General features: G+C 64.2%; 19 protein-coding genes and 2 tRNA genes. 15 read left to right on the top strand and 6 right to left on the bottom strand.

Going from position 1 to position 18,651, the window contains the following annotated elements:
* Positions 1–84: 84 nt before the first annotated feature.
* The 3 genes from leuA (at position 85) to G404_RS0100095 (ending at position 3,975) form a co-directional block, all read left to right on the top strand.
* Positions 85–1,758, top strand: a complete 1,674-nt coding sequence (gene leuA, locus G404_RS0100105; protein WP_028639273.1) for a 2-isopropylmalate synthase — start codon at positions 85–87, stop codon at positions 1,756–1,758.
* 128 nt (positions 1,759–1,886) lie between these two features.
* Entirely contained in the window at positions 1,887–2,930 is a 1,044-nt protein-coding gene (locus tag G404_RS0100100; protein ID WP_028639272.1) for an amidohydrolase family protein, read from the top strand.
* A 64-nt stretch (positions 2,931–2,994) separates the two neighbouring features.
* A complete protein-coding gene (locus G404_RS0100095; RefSeq protein ID WP_028639271.1) occupies positions 2,995–3,975 on the top strand; it encodes an NAD(P)H-dependent flavin oxidoreductase in 981 nt (326 codons plus the stop codon).
* On the opposite strand, the gene G404_RS0100090 is transcribed toward G404_RS0100095, so the two are convergent.
* The 3 genes from G404_RS0100090 to G404_RS0100080 form a co-directional block, all read right to left on the bottom strand.
* Positions 3,966–4,502 (bottom strand): AHH domain-containing protein, encoded by a 537-nt coding sequence (locus G404_RS0100090; protein WP_084600907.1) that lies wholly within the window; start codon positions 4,500–4,502, stop codon positions 3,966–3,968. The two genes, G404_RS0100095 and G404_RS0100090, sit on opposite strands and share 10 nt — an antisense overlap.
* Positions 4,503–4,600: 98 nt before the next feature.
* Positions 4,601–5,359: a hypothetical protein gene (locus tag G404_RS0100085; RefSeq protein ID WP_156906136.1), complete on the bottom strand. Its 759-nt coding sequence runs from the start codon at positions 5,357–5,359 to the stop codon at positions 4,601–4,603.
* 79 nt (positions 5,360–5,438) lie between these two features.
* The gene (locus G404_RS0100080) at positions 5,439–5,879 is read right to left on the bottom strand and encodes a flavodoxin family protein (RefSeq protein ID WP_156906148.1); all 441 of its coding nucleotides are present in this window, start codon (positions 5,877–5,879) and stop codon (positions 5,439–5,441) included.
* Between the two features lie 289 nt (positions 5,880–6,168).
* Between G404_RS0100080 and recJ the strand changes: the two genes are divergently transcribed.
* The 7 genes from recJ (at position 6,169) to phoB (ending at position 11,433) form a co-directional block, all read left to right on the top strand.
* Positions 6,169–7,965: a single-stranded-DNA-specific exonuclease RecJ gene (recJ, locus tag G404_RS0100075; RefSeq protein WP_028639267.1), complete on the top strand. Its 1,797-nt coding sequence runs from the start codon at positions 6,169–6,171 to the stop codon at positions 7,963–7,965.
* Between the two features lie 113 nt (positions 7,966–8,078).
* Positions 8,079–8,153: transfer RNA gene (locus G404_RS0100070), tRNA-Glu, on the top strand.
* A gap of 60 nt (positions 8,154–8,213) precedes the next feature.
* Positions 8,214–8,288: transfer RNA gene (locus tag G404_RS0100065), tRNA-Glu, on the top strand.
* A gap of 31 nt (positions 8,289–8,319) precedes the next feature.
* Entirely contained in the window at positions 8,320–8,532 is a 213-nt protein-coding gene (locus tag G404_RS0100060; RefSeq protein ID WP_028639266.1) for a hypothetical protein, read from the top strand.
* Between the two features lie 78 nt (positions 8,533–8,610).
* Positions 8,611–9,840 carry an ATP-binding protein gene (locus G404_RS0100055; protein ID WP_051279988.1) on the top strand — a complete coding sequence of 410 codons (1,230 nt, stop codon included), beginning with the start codon at positions 8,611–8,613 and terminating at the stop codon, positions 9,838–9,840.
* A 133-nt stretch (positions 9,841–9,973) separates the two neighbouring features.
* Positions 9,974–10,660: a phosphate signaling complex protein PhoU gene (gene phoU, locus G404_RS0100050; RefSeq protein WP_028639264.1), complete on the top strand. Its 687-nt coding sequence runs from the start codon at positions 9,974–9,976 to the stop codon at positions 10,658–10,660.
* Positions 10,661–10,743: 83 nt separating this feature from the next.
* On the top strand, positions 10,744–11,433 hold the full coding sequence (phoB, locus tag G404_RS0100045; protein ID WP_028639263.1) for a phosphate regulon transcriptional regulator PhoB: 690 nt from the start codon (positions 10,744–10,746) through the stop codon (positions 11,431–11,433).
* A gap of 5 nt (positions 11,434–11,438) precedes the next feature.
* Here phoB and argC read toward each other — a convergent pair whose 3' ends face one another.
* From argC to G404_RS0100030, 3 genes are all read right to left on the bottom strand, one after another.
* Complete coding sequence (argC, locus tag G404_RS0100040) at positions 11,439–12,368, bottom strand: N-acetyl-gamma-glutamyl-phosphate reductase (protein WP_028639262.1); 930 nt, start codon at positions 12,366–12,368, stop codon at positions 11,439–11,441.
* Entirely contained in the window at positions 12,365–12,721 is a 357-nt protein-coding gene (locus tag G404_RS0100035; protein ID WP_051279987.1) for a hypothetical protein, read from the bottom strand. Before G404_RS0100035 ends, argC begins: the two co-directional genes overlap by 4 nt.
* 61 nt (positions 12,722–12,782) lie before the next feature.
* The gene (locus G404_RS0100030) at positions 12,783–14,192 is read right to left on the bottom strand and encodes a leucyl aminopeptidase family protein (RefSeq protein ID WP_028639260.1); all 1,410 of its coding nucleotides are present in this window, start codon (positions 14,190–14,192) and stop codon (positions 12,783–12,785) included.
* Positions 14,193–14,273: 81 nt separating this feature from the next.
* Between G404_RS0100030 and map the strand changes: the two genes are divergently transcribed.
* The 5 genes from map to G404_RS17525 form a co-directional block, all read left to right on the top strand.
* A complete protein-coding gene (gene map, locus G404_RS0100025; RefSeq protein WP_028639259.1) occupies positions 14,274–15,101 on the top strand; it encodes a type I methionyl aminopeptidase in 828 nt (275 codons plus the stop codon).
* A gap of 319 nt (positions 15,102–15,420) precedes the next feature.
* Positions 15,421–15,759, top strand: coding sequence for a P-II family nitrogen regulator (locus G404_RS0100020; RefSeq protein ID WP_028639258.1), 339 nt, complete (start codon positions 15,421–15,423; stop codon positions 15,757–15,759).
* Between the two features lie 93 nt (positions 15,760–15,852).
* Positions 15,853–17,262, top strand: coding sequence for a type I glutamate--ammonia ligase (gene glnA / locus G404_RS0100015; RefSeq protein WP_028639257.1), 1,410 nt, complete (start codon positions 15,853–15,855; stop codon positions 17,260–17,262).
* Between the two features lie 265 nt (positions 17,263–17,527).
* Positions 17,528–17,866, top strand: a complete 339-nt coding sequence (locus G404_RS0100010) for a P-II family nitrogen regulator (RefSeq protein WP_028639256.1) — start codon at positions 17,528–17,530, stop codon at positions 17,864–17,866.
* Between the two features lie 29 nt (positions 17,867–17,895).
* Positions 17,896–18,651, top strand: a 756-nt coding sequence (locus tag G404_RS17525; protein WP_036519799.1) for an ammonium transporter, incomplete at its 3' end; no start/stop codon positions are given.

Here is an 18,651-nt window from a genome sequence, read left to right as displayed (position 1 = left end):
GTTCCATGCGCAACGCCAGACCGGCCCGAGTGACAGGCCCCGTCGGCACAGATCCGTATCCTTCCAGTGCCAGAGCATCATCCCATGTCCATGTTGAAAGACCCTTCGGTCAAATACCGCCCCTTTCCGCAAGTGCCCTTGACCGACCGGCAATGGCCAAACCGCACGATCACCCGCGCCCCGCGCTGGCTGTCGACCGACATGCGCGATGGCAACCAGTCGCTGATCGACCCGATGGATGCCGAGAAAAAGGCGCGCTTTTTCGATCTGCTGCTCAAAGTCGGGATCAAGGAGATCGAGGTCGGTTTTCCCAGCGCCGGCGCCACCGAGTATGATTTCATCCGCGGCCTGGTCGATCAGGGCCGCATCCCCGACGATGTCATCGTGCAAGTGCTGACCCAGTCGCGCGAGGATCTGATCAAGACCTCGTTCGAAAGCCTGGCAGGCGCAAAAAAGGCTATCGTCCACGTCTATAACGCCGTCTCGCCGCTGTGGCGTGACGTGGTGTTCGGCATGACCCAGGCGCAGATCCTCGATATCGCGCGGGCCGGCGCCACGCATCTGCGCGACCAGGCCGCACGCTTTCCCCAGACCGACTGGCATTTCGAATACAGCCCCGAAACCTTTTCGACCGCCGAGCTCGATTTCAGCCTGGCCGCGTGCGAAGCGGTGATGGAGATCCTGCAGCCGACGGTCGAAAAACCGATCATCCTCAACCTGCCCGCCACGGTCGAGGCGGCCACGGCCAATATCTATGCCGACCAGATCGAATATTTCTGCAAGAACCTGCCCGGCCGCGATCGCGCGGTGATCAGCCTGCACACCCACAACGATCGCGGCACCGGCGTGGCCGCGGCGGAACTGGGCATGATGGCCGGCGCCGACCGTGTCGAAGGCTGCCTGTTCGGCAATGGCGAGCGTACCGGCAATTGCTGCCTGGTCACAGTTGCCTTGAATTTGTACACCCAAGGTGTTGATCCGGAACTGGATTTTTCCGACATCGATCATGTGATCCAGACCGTGGAATATTGCAACCAGCTGCCGGTGCACGAACGTCACCCCTATGGCGGCGATCTGGTGTTCACCGCCTTTTCGGGCAGCCACCAGGACGCGATCAAGAAGGGCTTTGCCGCGCAGGAAAAGCGCAACGATCAGCTGTGGGCGGTGCCCTATCTGCCGATTGACCCGGCCGATCTGGGCCGCAGCTATGAAGCGGTAATCCGCGTCAATTCGCAAAGCGGCAAAGGCGGCTTTGCCTGGGTGCTGGAACAGGACCAGGGGCTGAAACTGCCCAAGAAAATGCAGGGCCATTTCAGCCGCCATGTACAGGCGCTGGCCGATGAACTGGGCCGCGAATTGCATGCCGACGATATCTGGGGCGTGTTCCGCCAGGCTTATCGGCTGGACGATCCGCAGCACTTCACGCTGGTCGATTACGAAGAGGCCAAGGCCAGCGACGGCACGCGCGTTTTTGCCGGCAAGATCGCGGTCGATGGCAATGTGCAATCGGTCAGCGGGCGCGGCAACGGGCTGATCTCGTCGGTGGTGGCAACGCTTAACGACGGGTTCGGCATTGCCATCGACGTGCGCGATTATTCCGAACATGCGCTGGCCGGTGGCAGCGATGCGCGCGCAGCAGCCTATGTCGAATGCGCAACGCCAGACGGCAAAGTGGTGTGGGGCGTGGGCATCGACGAAGATGTTGCCACCGCCAGCGTGCGCGCGATCCTGTCGGCCGCCAACGCCGCGCACGGATGATGCGATGAATGGCGGCGCGCGCCGCGCCGCGCCGCCATTCAATCAGGCAGTTAAATCGGCTTGCGACGCCCGCCATTTCAGCCATAACCCCCGTGCAAGAGCCCAAGGGCCATGCCGCGGGAGTGACCATGCCTGAACCAATTCTCGAACCCGATCTGCCGATCATCGATCCGCATCATCATCTGTGGGATCTGCGGCCGCTGCTGGCGCATTTTCCCGAGCCCGATCACCCGTTCATCGCGGCGATCAAGCTGTCGCCCTATTACACCTTTGACGAACTGCATTCCGAAGTAACCACCGGGCACAACGTGATCGGCACGGTCTATATGGAATGCGGCGCGTTCTATGACGCCGATCGCGATCCCGCGTTCAAAACGGTGGGCGAGGTTGCATTCGTCAACGGCGTGGCGGCGCAGGGCGCCAGCGGGCTTTACGGCAATTACCGCCCTTGTGCCGCGATCATGGGGCATGCCGACCTGACCACCGGTGATGCCGCGCGGCCCGTGCTCGAGGCGCTGCAGGCCGCATCGCCCCGGTTTCGCGGCATTCGCCACGCAGCCGCCTGGGATGCCGATCCTGACGTGCTGGGCCCGCCCTTCCACGCGCCGCAGGGGCTTTACTGCGACGACGCCTTTCGCGCCGGGTTCCGCCATCTGGGCGCGCTTGGCCTGACGTTCGATGCCTGGCTGCTTGAGCCGCAGCTTGATGATCTGATTTCGCTCGCGCGCGCCTTTCCCGAACAGCCCATCGTACTCGATCATTGCGGTACGCCGCTGGGCATCGCCAGCTATCGCGGGCGGCTGCACGAACGGTTCGATACCTGGCGCGACAAGATCCGCATTCTGGGCACATTGCCCAATGTATCGGTCAAGCTGGGCGGCCTGGCCATGGCGTTTTGCGCGATGCCCGAACAGGGCCCCGCCGGCGGCACCGGGTCCGAGGCGCTGGCCACGCTGTGGCGGCCCTATATCGAAACCTGCATCGATGCGTTCGGCGTGGCCCGGGCGATGTACGAAAGCAATTTTCCGGTCGATCGCTGGGGCGCAGATTACGCAACATTGTGGAACGCCTTCAAACGCTTGAGCGCAGGCGCCTCGGCGGACGAGAAACATGCGCTGTTTGCGGGCACTGCCGCACGCACATATGGCATCGAAGCGATCCTGCCGGGATGAATTGACAAGCCACCTCCGTCGCGGTTATCGCCCGATTTAATCGATCAATTAAGAAAGTGCGCCGATGCCCCTGCCCCCGCTGTTTGCCAATCTGCGTCTGCCGGTGATCGCATCGCCGCTGTTCATCATTTCCGGGCCGGAAATGGTGATTGCCCAATGCAAGGCGGGGGTTGTCGGCAGCTTCCCGTCGCTCAATGCGCGCCCGATCAGCCAGCTGGACGAATGGCTGCACCAGATCACCGAGGAACTGGCCGCGCACAACCGCGCCCATCCCGATCGCCCCGCAGCACCCTTTGCGGTCAACCAGATCGTGCACAAGACCAACAACCGGCTGGAAGAAGACATCGCACTGTGCGGCAAGTGGCAGGTGCCGCTGCTGATCACCTCGCTCGGCGCGCGCGAAGATGTCTATCAGGCGGCGCACAGCTGGGGCGGGATCGTGCTGCACGATGTGATCAACAACCGCTTTGCGCGCAAGGCGATCGAAAAGGGCGCCGACGGACTGATCCCGGTGGCCGCAGGTGCCGGCGGGCATGCCGGCGCACAATCGCCATTTGCGCTGATGCAGGAAATCCGCACCTGGTTCGATGGCCTGGTCGCGCTGTCGGGCGCGATCGGCCACGGCCGGTCGATCCTGGCGGCACAGGCACTGGGCGCCGATTTTGCCTATATCGGCTCTGCCTGGATCGCCACCAACGAAGCGCGCGCGGCGGAAAGCTACAAACAGGCGATTGTCGATTCGGGCGCCGACGACATCATCTATTCCAACCTGTTCACCGGGGTGCACGGCAATTACCTGCGCTCGTCGATTGCCAATGCCGGGCTTGATCCCGACAATCTGCCGGTCAGCGATCCGTCGAAGATGAATTTCGGATCGGGCGGAAATACCGAAGCCAAGGCGTGGAAGGATATCTGGGGATCGGGTCAGGGTATCGGCACGATCACACAGGTGGAAAGCGTGGCCGACAGGGTCGATCGCTTCGAGGCGGAATATCATGCCGCGGCGGCAGCGCTTGCCGCCAATGTGGCACCGTTTCAGGGATAGGGCGCCCGCGTCTCGGTTGCCGCCCACAACGCCTCGGCCATGCGGTCGAGGTGGCTGAAATCAAGCGCGGGGTCGCGCGCGTGCAGCGGCATGCTGCGCCAATGTGCCGGATCGAGCAGGCGGCGGCGCAGCGCGCGCTGCAACAGGTCGATCCGCAGCACCGCCTCGACCAGCGCGCTGTCATCCCGGCCACCGCGCCGCCGCTTGCGCCAGCCGGCTTCGATCTGGCCCATGCGTTCGATCACCAGTTCGTTGTAGCACTGGTGTGGTCCGCGGTGCAGCGGCAGGCCCAACCGCACCGCTTCTTCATCGGTGGCAGGCAGCAACAGGCCGTTGCGGCGAAAATCGTGAAAGCCAACGCTGTCCGGCCCGACGGCGTCGATCAGTGCATGAATGCCGGGTGTATCCAGCACTTGCCGGGGCAGCACATGATGCCGCTGCAAGCCTGCGCAGTATCCTGCGCTTCCCGGCACGTTGACCGCGCGGAAAGCCAGTGCCTTGCGCGGCGCCGCTGGTCGACTGGTCATCCCTAAGTTACCCCAAGTGTCCCGGGGCCACGCTGCCGTGCAGGCGTAAACAAACCATTGCCGAAACACGCGGGGCACGGCTTGATACCAAATCGGTTCTAAAGGCGGTGCACCTGCAGGCGATCGGGACCATCGGGTGCAACGCGCACCGTGCCAAAACCGGCCAGTTCAACCTCGCACGCGGTATCGATCCGGCCATGCGCCACCAGCCAGTCGGTCAGCCGCACCGCGCCGCGCGCGTCGCTTTCCTGCAATGCCCCGCCGTGCCCCGCCCAATGGAATTCCTGGCCGGTAAAAAAGCCCAGCCCGCGACTGGCAAAACCGGTATCCACGCGATCGAGCCCGGTCAGCGCCAGTGCCGGAAACGGGCCGCCATTCAGCCATGCGCCAACCGCTTGCCCAAACCACGCCGGCGGCATCGCCAGCCGCGCCGGCAGCCACGCCACCGCACGCAAACCCGGCAACGCGCCCAGCGCGATCACCAGTCCGCCCAGGATCCGCACCACCGGCAGCAATTGCCGCGCACCGGCCAGCGCCTGGCCCGGCGCCAGCGTGATCAGATCATGCTCGGTAACCTGAAAATCATCCGGCAGGGCCAGATGGGCAAGCGCCGTCTCCATGCGCAGCGCCTGCGTCGGCGCCAGACCATGACAATCAAACCCCAGCCCGTCGCATCGCAGTTCGACCTGCCCCGCGCCTGCATCCCGATGGGCCACCGCAAAGCGGCCCCGGGCCTGCGACAGCGCAACAATCGTGTCTGCGCCTGGCCGCTGGCCCGGATCAAACAGCAACGCAACGACCGGCGCCAGCGCCGATGCGTACGCGCGTCCGTCGCGATCGTGTCTGTCTGCTGCCACCGTGTGTCGTTCCTGCCCTGCCTTCGCTTCGGGGCGCCACGCCTGGGCAATCCCTTGCTGCGAACTGTCAATCAAAAGGTCAGAAAATGCCAAGTTGCAAGCCTGTGGCGAGCGACCGTCCCAAATCCCGACAGCTTTCCAGATCGTTACCGCACACGATCTTGGGCGCGGCGATCGCTTCGGGCGTGTCGGCACCCAGGCGCACGATCAGCGAAGGCGCCACCCGGCGCAACCGCCATCCGGTCACGATCCGGTCGATCTGCGTCTCGGCCCCTTGGCCGGCATTGCCCGCGGCAATCGCCGTGGCATAGGCGCGGCCGGCGATGCGGCCCTGCACGGGATAATAGCAACGATCAAAAAACGCTTTCATTTCGCCGCTTAAACCGCCCAGGTTTTCCGGGCAGACAAACAGGTATGCGCGCGCAGCCAGAATATCGTCGGGGCCCACCGCTGTCGCCGGCATCAGTCGTGCCTTGGCGCCGGGTTCCGCGCACGCGCCGTGCCACGCGCTGTGCGCCATGGCGTGGGCCGCGCCGGTGCGGCTGTGCCATACGATCAGCACGGCCACGCGGGCCCGTCGATACTCGATCGCCACTGGTCCGGATTGTTCGCCATCGATGCCGCGGCGCCCCCTGCTGTTTGCCAGGCAGTGCTCTAGCACATGCGCCCCGCTTGTCACTATCGCCGCGTCGCATTGACAAGCCCGGGCGGTCTGCCAACGCGCCGATCTGCCGGAAAACGGGCGTCGCCAATTGTCTGCGCCGGCAACTTGGCCTAGTCGGTGGCCTTCACCCCTGACAACCGGCACCATGAACAGATCCATTACCACCATCGAACGATCGCTATCGGGTCTGGCCTGGCGTTGGCGCGGCGGGAATATGGACATGGGCGAACCCGCTGATCCCGGCGCCATCGCCCAGGCCGCAGGCGACGACATGGTCGACCAGCTGTTGCTGTCGCGCGGGATCGACCGGTCCGAACTTGATCGTCATCGCCGCCCGACCTTGCGCGATTTCCTGCCCGATCCAGCGATCTTTCGCGATATGGAAACCGCTGCGGCACGGCTGGCGCAGGCGATCATCGCGGGCGAAGCGATTGCCGTTTATGGCGATTATGACGTCGATGGCGCAACCAGTGCGGCGCTGCTGATCCGGTTTTTGCGGATGTGCGGCAGCGATGCCCGCGCCTATATTCCCGATCGCCTGCTCGAAGGCTATGGCCCCACGGGCGAGGCGCTGGTGCGGCTGGGTGCCGAAGGCGCGCAACTGGTGATCACCGTCGATTGCGGCGCCATGGCGCACGACGCGCTGGCCATGGCATCGCGCGCCAATGTCGAGGTGATCGTGGTTGATCACCACAAGTGTTCGGCGCAGCTGCCGATCACGGTTGCGCTGGTCAACCCCAACCGCCTGGATGAAAGCGACGAGGCGGCGGCACACGGCCATCTTGCCGCGGTCGGCATGGCGTTCCTGCTGGCGGTGGCAACATCGCGTGTCCTGCGCGCCGGCGGATTTTTCGGCACGGGCACCCCGCCCGACCTGATGGCCCTGCTCGATCTGGTCGCGCTGGGCACGGTTGCCGACATGGCGCAATTGCGCGGGCTGAACCGCGCACTGGTGGCCCAGGGCCTGAAAGTCATGGCGCGGCGCGAAAACACCGGGCTGGCCGCGCTGATCGATGCCAGCCGCCTGACGCGCAGCCCCACGTGCAGCGATCTGGGCTTTGCACTTGGCCCGCGTATCAATGCCGCGGGCCGCATCGGCGACAGTTCGCTCGGCGTGCAATTGCTGACCACGCTCGATCCCGACCAGGCGGCAGCGATTGCGGCGCAACTGTCGGTGCTCAACGACGAACGCCGCGCCATCGAGGCCGCGGTACAGGAAGCCGCGGAAATCGAACTGGTTGGCGCGCGCGATTGCGCGGTCAACGTCTTGGCGGGTTCGGGGTGGCATCCCGGCGTGATCGGCATCGTTGCCGGCCGCATCAAGGAAAAGACCGGAAAGCCCACACTGGTGATCGCGCTCGACGCCGACGAGGCCGGCAACGGCAAGGGTTCGGGACGATCGATCGCCGGGGTGGATCTGGGCGCGGCGGTGATTGCCGCGCGCGCCGCAGGGCTGCTGATCGCGGGTGGCGGCCATGCCATGGCCTGCGGCCTGACGATCGCATCGGGGCAGCTTGACGGCTTGCGCAGGTTTCTCGATGACCGACTGGCGCGTGACATTGCCCAGGCGCGCACTGCACAAAGCCTGCTGATCGACCTGTCGCTGGCTCCGGGGGGGCTGACACCCGATCTGGTGACCATGCTCGATGCCGCCGGACCGTTCGGGATCGGATGGCCCGGCCCGCGTGTGGCCGTCGGCCCGGTGCGGCTGGTCAAATGCGATACGGTGGGCCAGGATCATGTGCGCATGGTCGCAACCGGCAACGACGGCCGCTCGTTCAAGGCGATCGCGTTTCGCGCGGCCACCACCGATCTGGGCCAGGCGTTGCTGCACGGTCACAAGGGACGGCGGTTCTGGCTGGCCGGGCGCGCGCGCGTCGATGACTGGGCCAGCCGGCCGGCCGCCGAACTGCATGTCGAGGATGCGGCGTTCGCCGATTGACCATACCCCTCGGGGCGGCCGCGCACAGTGATGACAGTTGCTGTCAAATTGGGGTTGACGCGCCAGAACAGAGCCAATAGAGGCGCGGCCTGCCCAACGGCGCCACGCGCTTTGGCCCCTTCGTCTAGCGGTTAGGACGCGGCCCTTTCACGGCTGAAACACGGGTTCGATTCCCGTAGGGGTCACCATCTGTCTGTCCGGTTCGATGGCCGGCCCGGTCAGCGGTACCAGCATTGGCACGCCATTTTGGCCCCTTCGTCTAGCGGTTAGGACGCGGCCCTTTCACGGCTGAAACACGGGTTCGATTCCCGTAGGGGTCACCATTCGCCTTTTGAGGCCCAGCGGCACGCCACCATGGATATGCAAACCACCATCGCCGGACATCCCTTTCTGGTCATCGCGGCGATTGCCGGGCTGATCGCGATCTTTGGCATCGTGCGCGATCAGCGACAGATCCGCCGGACCGACCTCGACAAGGTTTCGCTGGTGTCGTGGGGCGTGGTTTCCAGCATCGCCCTGATCGCGGCAATTGTGTGTCTTGCCATGGGTTTGCGCGCCGGGCTTTGATTGCAATTCGGCAACGTGCCTCGATACGGTCATGAAGCACTGGTACCACGCGGGATCACCTGTAATGATCGTGATGCCATGACAATCCACGCCGCACCCCCTTCCCCCCGACTGCCCTGGACCGGCACCGCGCTGGCGGTTCTGGCCACCGCCGGCATGGCCCTGGCGGGCGCCGGACTGATCACCGCCGGCATCGTGCTGGTGCTGTGGCTGGGCACGTTGTGGCTGGCGCGGCCCGAACGCACGGTCGAGGTGCGGGTGGCCGAAGAACCGGCAATGTCGCGCCAGGCGATGATCGACCTGATCGAGCCGTTTGGCGTGCCGGTGATGATGCTGGATGGACAGCGCATTGCGGCTGCCAATGCTGCCGCGCGCGACGAGCTGGGCGGGCATATCATCGGCCAGGACGCGCGCGTCGCACTGCGCCATCCCGAGGCGATTACCCTGCTCGACACGCGCGAAGGCAGCGTGACAGTGCGCGGACTGACCGGACCACGCAGCATCTGGCAGGTGCGCCGGGTCGCGGTGGACGATCGCTTTTCGCTGATCGAGCTGGTCGATCGCACGGCAGAGGCCGATATCAGCCGCGCGCACACCGATTTTGTCGCCAATGCCAGCCATGAATTGCGCACGCCGCTGGCGTCGATCATCGGTTATATCGAAACCCTGGCCGATCCCGATGCGCGGATCGATGCGGCAACCACCGCGCGGTTTCACAACACCGTCCTGCGCGAGGCCAAGCGGTTGCAGCACCTGGTCGAGGATCTGATGTCGCTGTCGCGGATCGAGGCGGAAAAACACGACCTGCCGCGCGATCATATCGATCTGGGGCAGATGGCCGCCTCGATCGGAGGCGAAGTTGCCGCAACCTCGGGCGAAGACCGCATCCTGGTCGAGGCAGAAGATGTGCTGGTGCAGGGCGACCGGCAGCAGCTGGACCAGGTGATCCGCAATCTGGTCGACAATTCGATGAAATATTCCGATCCGGCCCGCGCGGTGGAATTGCGCGTGGTGCGCATCGGCAATGAAGCCGTGCTGAGCGTGACCGACCATGGCGAAGGCATTCATGCCGACCACATCCCGCACCTGACCCGCCGGTTCTATCGCACGGATCCGGGCCGCAGCCGCGCGGCCGGTGGCACGGGCCTGGGCCTGGCCATTGTCAAACACATCGTCGAGCGCCACCGCGGGCGGCTGGATATTTCCAGCCGCCTGGGCATCGGCACCACCGTGACCATCCGGCTTGGCATTGTCGCCGCCTCGCCGCTGCCCGGCCTGGCCGCACAACCCGACCGCGCGACGGCCTGACACCGGCTTACCAACAGATATTGCGTCAAACCGCCGTTCCACGCGCATCACAAACCGGGCGAGCCGCTTCACGAATCTGTCAAAACACCGCAACACTTTGCCAGCGACACCCGCGCAGGAGATCGACCGCCCCATGGTTGCCGAACACACCGTCAAAGCCTTCGATGAAGACATGACCCGGCTGCGCGGCCTGGTCGCCGAAATGGGCGGCCTGGCCGAACTGTCGATTGCCGAGGCGATGGAGGCGCTGGTCAATGGCGACGAGGATCTGGCCGCAGGCGTGATTGCGCGCGACCGCCGCATCGATCTTCTGGAAAGCGAGGTTGACCGCCTGTCGGTGCGCGTGCTTGCCCTGCGTGCGCCGATGGCCGACGACTTGCGCGAAGTGATTGCCGCACTCAAGATTGCAGGCGTGATCGAGCGGATCGGCGATTATGCCAAGAATATTGCCAAACGCGTTGGTCATATCGAAGGGCGCAAACGGTTCGAACCCCTGACCCTGCTGCCGATGATGAACGAACTGGCCGGCGACATGGTGCATGACGTGCTGACCGCCTATGCCGCGCGGGACCCCGTCGCTGCCGCCGAAATTGTCCAGCGCGATGCCAAGGTCGATGCCTTTTACGACAGCGTGTTTCGCAATTTTGTGTCATACATGGTCGAGAACCCGGCCACGATCAGCAGCGTTGCGCAGCTGATGTTTGTAGCGCGCAATATCGAACGGATCGGCGACCACGCCACCAACATTGCCGAAATGGTACACTTTGCCGCAACCGGGACCTATCTGCCCGAACGCGAGGACGTGCCGCCACCCGCCTGAAACCGTCGTCATGACACCGTAACATTGCTCGTGTCTGCGAAGGGCCTGCGGGGCGCGCTGCCCCGGGTTGAAGGGAACATCCGATGTCCGCGCCCAAGCTGCTTCTGGTCGAGGATGACACCGCGCTGGCGGAACTGGTCGAATACCGGTTTCGCGGTGAAGGCTATGACGTGCGCACCACCGATGATGGTGATGAAGCGCTGTTGCTGGCCGCCGAAGACACGCCCGATCTGGTTCTGCTCGACTGGATGATCGGCGGGACCAGCGGGATCGAAGTCTGCCGCCGTCTGCGCCGGCAAAAGGCAACCGCGCATGTGCCGATCATCATGCTGACCGCGCGCAGCGACGAGGATGATCGCGTGCGCGGCCTGGAAATCGGCGCCGATGATTATGTTACCAAGCCGTTTTCACCGCGCGAACTGATCGCGCGTGTCGGCGCGGTGCTGCGCCGCGTGCGGCCGGCGCTGGCGGGTGAGACGATTACCGTGGGCGATCTGTCGCTCGATCCCACCGCCCACCGGGTCAGCCGCCAGGGCGAACAGATCAAGATCGGCCCGACCGAATTCCGCCTGCTGCGCCATTTCATGGAACACCCGGGGCGGGTGTTTTCGCGGGGGCAACTGCTCGATGCCGTGTGGGGCAGCGGCAGCGATATCGAACTGCGCACGGTCGATGTGCATATCCGCCGCCTGCGCCAGGCAATCGCCATTCCCGGCGCGCCGGATCCGGTGCGCACGGTGCGTTCGGCAGGTTACGCGCTGGAAGGGGTCTAGGCGGGCTAGAGCGACAGTCCCGCCGTTTCGGGCAGCCCGCTGATCAGGTTCAGGCTTTGCACCGCGGCACCGCTGGCGCCCTTGCCCAGATTGTCGAGTTCGGCCACCAGGCGGGCCTGGCGGCCATCCTCGCTGCCGATCACGTGCAGGCGCATCCCATCCCACGGCGCCACGCCTTCGCGCAGCACGATTTCACCGCTTTCCGGCGCAGTTTGCGCCACCGTCACCACGGCTGACCCGGCATAAAATGCCGCCAGCGCTTCGCGCAGCCGCGCCGCATCGGGCGCGCCGGGGATGATCTCGATCGGCAGCGGCACTTCGACCACCATGCCGCGATAGGCCGGCACCACTGCGGGTGCAAACAGCGGCGCGATGGCCAGGTGGGCATAGGCCTGCATTTCGGGCACATGCTTGTGCCCGAAATCCAGCGCATAGCCACGCCACGCGATGCCCGGTTCGCGCGCAAACCGATCGATCAGCGCTTTGCCTCCGCCCGAATAGCCCGAAACCGCATGGCAGTTGTAGGGCCAGGCCACCGGCAGCAGCCCTGCCCGCACCAGCGGCGCGATCAGCGCGATGAACCCGGTCGGGTAACAGCCCGGATTGGCGATGCGGGTTGCCGCGGCGACAGCATCGCGGCCGACAATTTCGGGAAAACCATAAGTCCAGCCATCGGCCACGCGATGTGCGGTCGAAGCATCGATCACGCGTGTGCGATCATTGGCGATCAGTCCGACCGCCTCGCGCGCGGCATCGTCGGGCAGGCACAGGATCACCACGTCGGCATCGTTCAGCGCCTCGGCCCGGGCCATGGCATCCTTGCGCCGGTCATCGGTCAGCGTGATCAGCGCAAATTCGCTGCGCCCTTCCAGCCGCGCGGCGATTTCCAGCCCGGTCGTGCCCGCCGCCCCGTCGATGAACACCGTTGTGGTCATGTTGCCGCCAGGGTTGCCATGGGCAGATAACCGACCAGCCCGTCTTCGCCGACCTGACCCCAGGCCCAGCCACCGGCCATGTCGAGCACGTTGAACAGCGTGCCTTGCAGCAGACTGAACAGGACTTCGCCATCGGCACGGCCGGCGCGCAACAGATCGGCCGCTGCCAGCAACCGGTGCGGCATCGGCACGGCATAGTGCGGCACGAAAATACGGCCGGCACAGCGGATATGGGCAAGATCGCCGCGCACCGGTCGATGCAGCGGATCAAACGCCTCGGACGGCCGCGACAGGGCAAAGTCGCGTTCGGTCAGCGCGAGCGATGGATCATAAGGCAAAAGGTCAACGCTCAAGGGTCCGGTGTCCCGCAACGGCAAAGCGCGCCGCGTAGGGGAATTGCCGGCGCCGTTCAAGTCAAACCCCGCCATAACGTGCCAGCAACAGGCCCCATGCCGCGCGCAAGCCAAGCGCTTCACCGCCTTTGGGCCGCCCCGGCTTGGCCACCGGGCGCCAGGCAAAGGTGTCGTAATGCACCCAGTCGATGCCCGCATCGACAAACCGGTCAAGGAACAGCGCGCCGACTGTGGCCCCGGCAAAGCCGTTGGCATGGCTGTTGACCATGTCGGCCACATCCGACTTCAGATATTCGCGATACCCGTCGTGCAACGGCATGCGCCACACCGGATCGTCGCGTTCCAGCCCGGCGCTGATCAGCGCAGCAGCGGTTGCATCGTGGCGCGCAAACATCGCCGGCAGGTCGGGGCCCAGCGCAACGCGCGCAGCCCCGGTCAGCGTGGCAAAATCGATCAGCAGTGCCGGCGTCGTCTCGCAGGCACGGGTCAGCGCATCGCCCAGCACCAGCCGGCCTTCGGCATCGGTGTTGGTGATCTCGATGGACAGACCTTCACGCGACCGCAGGATGTCGCCCGGGCGCATGGCATTGCCCGCCACCGCGTTTTCCACGGCAGGCACCAGCACGTGCATCCGCACCGGCAGCGCGTGTTCCATCACCAGCCGCGCCAGCGCCAGCGCATGCGCCGCGCCGCCCATGTCCTTTTTCATCAGCGCCATGCCCGAACTGGGCTTGAGATCCAGCCCGCCGCTGTCAAAGCACACGCCTTTGCCGACAATGGCCACGCGCGGATGGCGCGGATCGCCCCATTCGATCTCGATCAGGCGCGGCGCGTGGTGGCGCGATGCCGCCCGGCCGACCGCGTGGATCATCGGATAATCGCGTTCCAGCACATCGCCGGTCACGACATGGATTTCGGCGCCGAACGTGCGCGCCATCGCGCGCGCCTCGGTTTCCAGCTGCGCCGGGCCCATGTCTTCGGCCGGCGTGTTGACCAGATCGCGCACGAGGGCGATCGCGCCGGCTTCGGCCAGGGCCGGGTTAATCGCGCGCACCTCGGTGCACAGCAGCACGCGCGGCTCGGAACCGGCGCCGTCGGTCTTGTAGCGATCGAACCGGTAATGCGCAGCGGCCCAGCCGACCAGCGCGGCGGCCAGGCGGGGTACCGCAGGCTGGCCTGCATGGGCAACGATGCGATAGGTCCCGCCGGGCAGGGTTTCGGCCAGCCGGGCCAGACACCATGTGCCCAGCGCCTCGCGCGGTTCGATCGCGGCCAGCGCGAACCAGCCCTGCCCATCGGGCACGATCGCCACCTCACCCGGTGCGGCCTCGAATTTCTGCGCGGACAATGCCGCGCGTTGTCCTTCGGCCAGCGATGCAAGCAGCGCATCAAGCCCCGCCTTGTCCACCGGATGGATCGAAATTGCCTTTTGCCCGCGGTCGGGCTGGATCACTGCGTGCCGGTCACTCATCACTGCGGTCTAACCCCATGCAACAGGAAAGTGCAATCGCCCCCTCTCGCCAGATCGCGTGACAATCGCTACATGGTCACCATGACCGACTATGTAATCGCCGACGAAACCGATATCCAGCCGCGTGACGGCACGATCAAACTGCACGGCCCGGCCGGGTTTGACGGCATGCGCAAGGCAGGGCGCCTTGCTGCCGAAATCCTTGACGCGCTGGCACCGCTGGTGGTTCCGGGCGCGGTGACCGCCGATCTGGATGCGGTGGTGCGCGACATGACCCTTGCGGCGGGCGCGATACCGGCCACGCTGGGGTATCGCGGGTACAGCCATTCGTGCTGCATCTCGATCAACCATGTGGTGTGCCACGGCATTCCCTCGGACAAGACTTTGCGCGATGGCGATATCGTCAACATCGACGTGACCCCGCTGCTCGATGGCTGGCACGGCGATAGCAGCCGGATGTTTCTGGTTGGCGATGTGCCGCTCAAGGCGCGGCGGCTGGTCGACGTGACGTATGAATGCCTGATGCTGGGGATCGAGGCGGCGCGCCCCGGCGGGCGGCTGGGCGATATCGGCGCGGCGATCCAGGCCCATGCCGAACGCCAGCGTTATGGCGTGGTGCGCGAATTTTGCGGCCATGGCGTCGGACGGCTGTTCCACGATGCCCCCGAAGTGGTGCACGCGGGCAAGGCCGGCACCGGCCCCGAACTGCGCCCCGGCATGATCTTTACAATCGAACCGATGATCAATCTGGGCAAGCCCGGGTGCAAGATCCTTGACGACGGGTGGACGGCGGTCACGCGCGATCGTTCGCTGTCGGCGCAATTCGAACATTCGATCGGCATCACCGAAACCGGTGTCGAGATCTTCACGGCCAGTCCGCTTGGCCGCCATCAGCCGCCATACGCGTGACAAGCCGGCGTGCTTAATTTATAATCAGCAACTGCACAAACAATGCGCAGTTTTGCAACATGCGCACGCAATTTGCGCAATGCCCGGCGCACAACTTGTCTTCTTTTCTTGCCCGTTAGGTGAATTTGCGGCTTTCGCGACGTTCGGTGATGGCCTAGGAACAATGACTTGAAGAAGACACGATTCTTCGCGCAGCAAAACCGCGTGCGATCTTTCGCCCGGTAAAACCGCATGCGATGATCGTGCCATGGGCAGATAACGCCAGGTCCGGATGCACCCCGCAGGCGCAATCCGGATCGGCCTTCGGGGGTCAGATCGAGTGAAGAAGATCGAAGCGATCATCAAACCCTTCAAACTGGATGAAGTGAAGGAAGCCCTGCACGAAGTGGGTGCCTCTGGCATCACCGTGACCGAGGCCAAGGGTTTCGGGCGCCAGAAAGGCCATACCGAACTGTATCGCGGCGCCGAATATGTCGTCGACTTCCTGCCCAAGGTCAAGCTTGAGGTGGTCGTGCCCGACGCGCTGGTCGACCGCGTGGTCGAGGCGATTGCCAATGCGGCACAGACCGGTCGCATCGGCGACGGCAAGATTTTCGTAATTCCCGTTGAAAGCGCACTGCGCATCCGCACCGGCGAACGCGACGACGACGCGATCTGACCGGCCCGGCATCGGGCAAGTCCAGTTTAAGACGACCATCACCACATTCATGTGACAGCCCCGACTTGTCGGGCAACTCAAGAAGGACCAGCAATGGCAGCAGCTAAGGACATTGTCGCCCAGATCAAGGACGAAGAGATCGAATGGGTCGATCTGCGGTTCACCGACCCCAAGGGCAAGTGGCAGCATCTGACCATGGTCGCATCGGTTCTGGGTGAAGATGAACTGGAAAACGGCCTGATGTTCGACGGTTCGTCGATCGAAGGCTGGAAGGCGATCAACGAATCCGACATGATCCTCAAGCCCGACCTTGATTCGGTCTATGTCGATCCGTTCTCGGCTTCGCCGATGCTGATCATCAATTGCGACATCGTCGAGCCCTCGACCGGCGAACTCTATTCGCGCGATCCGCGTTCGACCGCCAAGCGCGCCGAAGCCTATCTGAAATCGACCGGCATCGGCGACACCGTCTATGTCGGCCCCGAAGCCGAATTCTTCGTGTTCGACGACGTGAAGTTTTACGACGGCTATGACGGCAACGGTTTCCGCATCGACGACATCGAACTGCCGACCAACACCAACCGCACGTATGAAGCCGGCAACCTGGCCCACCGTCCGCGCGCCAAGGGTGGCTATTTCCCGGTTGCACCGGTCGACAGCCTGGTCGACATCCGCGCCGAAATGGTGCGCACGATGATCGACATGGGCCTGCCCTGCGACAAGCACCACCACGAAGTCGCTGCGGCGCAGCACGAACTGGGCCTGACCTTCGGCACGCTGGTGCAGACCGCCGACCGCATGCAGATCTACAAGTATGTCGTCCACCAGGTCGCCGCCGCCTATGGCAAGACCGCGACGTTCATGCCCAAGCCGATCAAGGCCGACAACGGGTCGGGCATGCACACCCACATTTCGATCTGGGACAGCGGCAAGCCGCTGTTTGCCGGCAACGGCTATGCCGGCCTGTCGGACATGTGCCTGTATTTCATCGGCGGCGTGATCAAGCATGCCAAGGCGCTGAACGCGTTCACCAACCCCACCACCAACAGCTACAAGCGGCTGGTGCCAGGGTTCGAAGCGCCGGTGCTGCTCGCCTATTCGGCGCGCAACCGTTCGGCTTCGTGCCGCATTCCCTATGGCGCGGGCGCCAAGGCCAAGCGCGTGGAATTCCGGTTCCCCGATGCGATGGCCAATCCTTACCTGGCGTATTCCGCGCTGCTGATGGCCGGCCTCGACGGGATCAAGAACAAGATCCACCCGGGCGAAGCCATGGACAAGAACCTGTACGATCTGCCGCCCGAAGAACTGTCGCTGGTGCCGACGGTTTGCGGATCGCTGCGCGAAGCGCTCGACAGTCTGGTGGCCGACCACGACTTCCTGCTGGATGGCGGGGTCTTCACCAAGGACCAGATCGAAGCCTATATCGAACTGAAATGGCCCGAAGTGTCGCGCTGGGAAACGACCCCTTCGGCGGTCGAATTCGACATGTACTATAGCGCATAAGTCTCTGGCGTCCGCACAGGCGCCGCGCGAAGGGCGTCCGAACCACCGGTTCGGGCGCCCTTTTTGATGCGACGGGCACCCGCGGCATCTGCTCATAAATTGGGCAACTGCGCAATTTTCTCGCAAACTCCTTCGGCAAATTTGTTACTTTTGGTTAATCGCATTTAAAAATTCGTTGAATTTCTGATGCAGTTCCAAAACGGCACAAAAATTGCTTAACCAAATAGGATCGGTCGCACGGCCGATTGGCTAGAAAGGGGTAGGGATGAAATACGTCATCGCCGTCATCAAGCCGTTCAAGCTCACCGAGGTCCGTGAAGCTCTTGGCGCCCTGGGCGTCGCGGGCATGACGGTTTCCGAGGTCAAGGGCTTTGGTCGGCAAAAAGGGCAAACCGAAATCTATCGCGGTGCCGAATACACCACCAACTTGCTGCCCAAGGTGAAGATCGAAATCGCCATCAGCGACGACATGGCCGCGCAAGTGGTCGAAACGATCCAGCACGCCGCGGGCAGCGGCGCGATCGGTGACGGCAAGGTGTTTGTCTTGGACCTGGCCGGCGCCACCCGCATCCGCACCGGCGAGACCGGGGACGCCGCGCTATGACCGGTGTCAGCCTTTGGAGGAAATCTGCAATGATCCGCAAATTTGGCAGCTGTATCGCTGCATCGAGCCTGGCACTCGGTTTTGCCACCTCGACTTTCGCGCAAACCGCATTGATCAAGGCGCCGGACGCTGCGCACCAGGCGCTGATGATCAACAAGGGCGATACCGCCTGGCTGCTGCTGTCGTCGGCGCTGGTGCTGATGATGAGCGTGCCTGGCCTGGCGCTGTTTTACGGCGGGCTGGTGCGCACCAAGAACATGCTCAGCGTGCTGATGCAGGTGTTCATGATCGTGTCGGTGTGCGGATTGCTGTGGGCCACGGTCGGCTATTCACTGGCGTTTACCACCGGCATGACCCCGGGCCTGACGCCTTATATCGGCGGATTTTCCAAGGCGCTGATGCGCGGGATCGACGCCAGCACCGCGGCAACCACGTTTTCGAACAACGTCTATGTGCCCGAACTGGCCTATTTCGTGTTCCAGATGACCTTTGCGATGATCACGCCCGCGCTGATCGTCGGATCGTTTGCCGAACGCGTGAAATTTTCGCCGTTGATCGTGTTCACCGTGCTGTGGTCGTTGCTGGCCTATTACCCGATCGCCCACATGGTGTGGTACTGGGGCGGGCCCGATTTCATGAAGGACAGCCCGAACGAGGCGGGCCTGTTGAACCATTGGGGCGCGCTGGATTTTGCCGGTGGCACCGTGGTGCATATCAACGCCGGGATCGCCGGCATGGTCGGCTGTCTGATGATCGGCAAGCGTCTGGGCTTTGGCAAAGAAAAC

The sequence above is a fragment of the Novosphingobium acidiphilum DSM 19966 genome, from assembly GCF_000429005.1.
Lineage (GTDB): Bacteria > Pseudomonadota > Alphaproteobacteria > Sphingomonadales > Sphingomonadaceae > Novosphingobium > Novosphingobium acidiphilum.
The sequence above is the reverse complement of the archived record's forward strand: the minus strand, read 5'-3'. Positions and strand labels throughout refer to the sequence as shown.

Coding starts and splice junctions, on each gene's coding strand:
- G404_RS0100030 (WP_028639260.1), bottom strand. CDS start 14,192: ATGAGTGACCGGCACGCAGTGATCCAGCCCGACCGCGGGCAAAAGGCA.
- G404_RS0100095 (WP_028639271.1), top strand. CDS start 2,995: ATGCCCCTGCCCCCGCTGTTTGCCAATCTGCGTCTGCCGGTGATCGCA.
- phoU (WP_028639264.1), top strand. CDS start 9,974: ATGGTTGCCGAACACACCGTCAAAGCCTTCGATGAAGACATGACCCGG.
- leuA (WP_028639273.1), top strand. CDS start 85: ATGTCCATGTTGAAAGACCCTTCGGTCAAATACCGCCCCTTTCCGCAA.
- G404_RS0100055 (WP_051279988.1), top strand. CDS start 8,611: ATGACAATCCACGCCGCACCCCCTTCCCCCCGACTGCCCTGGACCGGC.
- G404_RS0100010 (WP_028639256.1), top strand. CDS start 17,528: ATGAAATACGTCATCGCCGTCATCAAGCCGTTCAAGCTCACCGAGGTC.
- G404_RS0100060 (WP_028639266.1), top strand. CDS start 8,320: ATGGATATGCAAACCACCATCGCCGGACATCCCTTTCTGGTCATCGCG.
- argC (WP_028639262.1), bottom strand. CDS start 12,368: ATGACCACAACGGTGTTCATCGACGGGGCGGCGGGCACGACCGGGCTG.
- map (WP_028639259.1), top strand. CDS start 14,274: ATGACCGACTATGTAATCGCCGACGAAACCGATATCCAGCCGCGTGAC.
- G404_RS0100080 (WP_156906148.1), bottom strand. CDS start 5,879: ATGGCGCACAGCGCGTGGCACGGCGCGTGCGCGGAACCCGGCGCCAAG.
- phoB (WP_028639263.1), top strand. CDS start 10,744: ATGTCCGCGCCCAAGCTGCTTCTGGTCGAGGATGACACCGCGCTGGCG.
- G404_RS0100100 (WP_028639272.1), top strand. CDS start 1,887: ATGCCTGAACCAATTCTCGAACCCGATCTGCCGATCATCGATCCGCAT.
- glnA (WP_028639257.1), top strand. CDS start 15,853: ATGGCAGCAGCTAAGGACATTGTCGCCCAGATCAAGGACGAAGAGATC.
- G404_RS0100090 (WP_084600907.1), bottom strand. CDS start 4,502: ATGACCAGTCGACCAGCGGCGCCGCGCAAGGCACTGGCTTTCCGCGCG.
- recJ (WP_028639267.1), top strand. CDS start 6,169: ATGAACAGATCCATTACCACCATCGAACGATCGCTATCGGGTCTGGCC.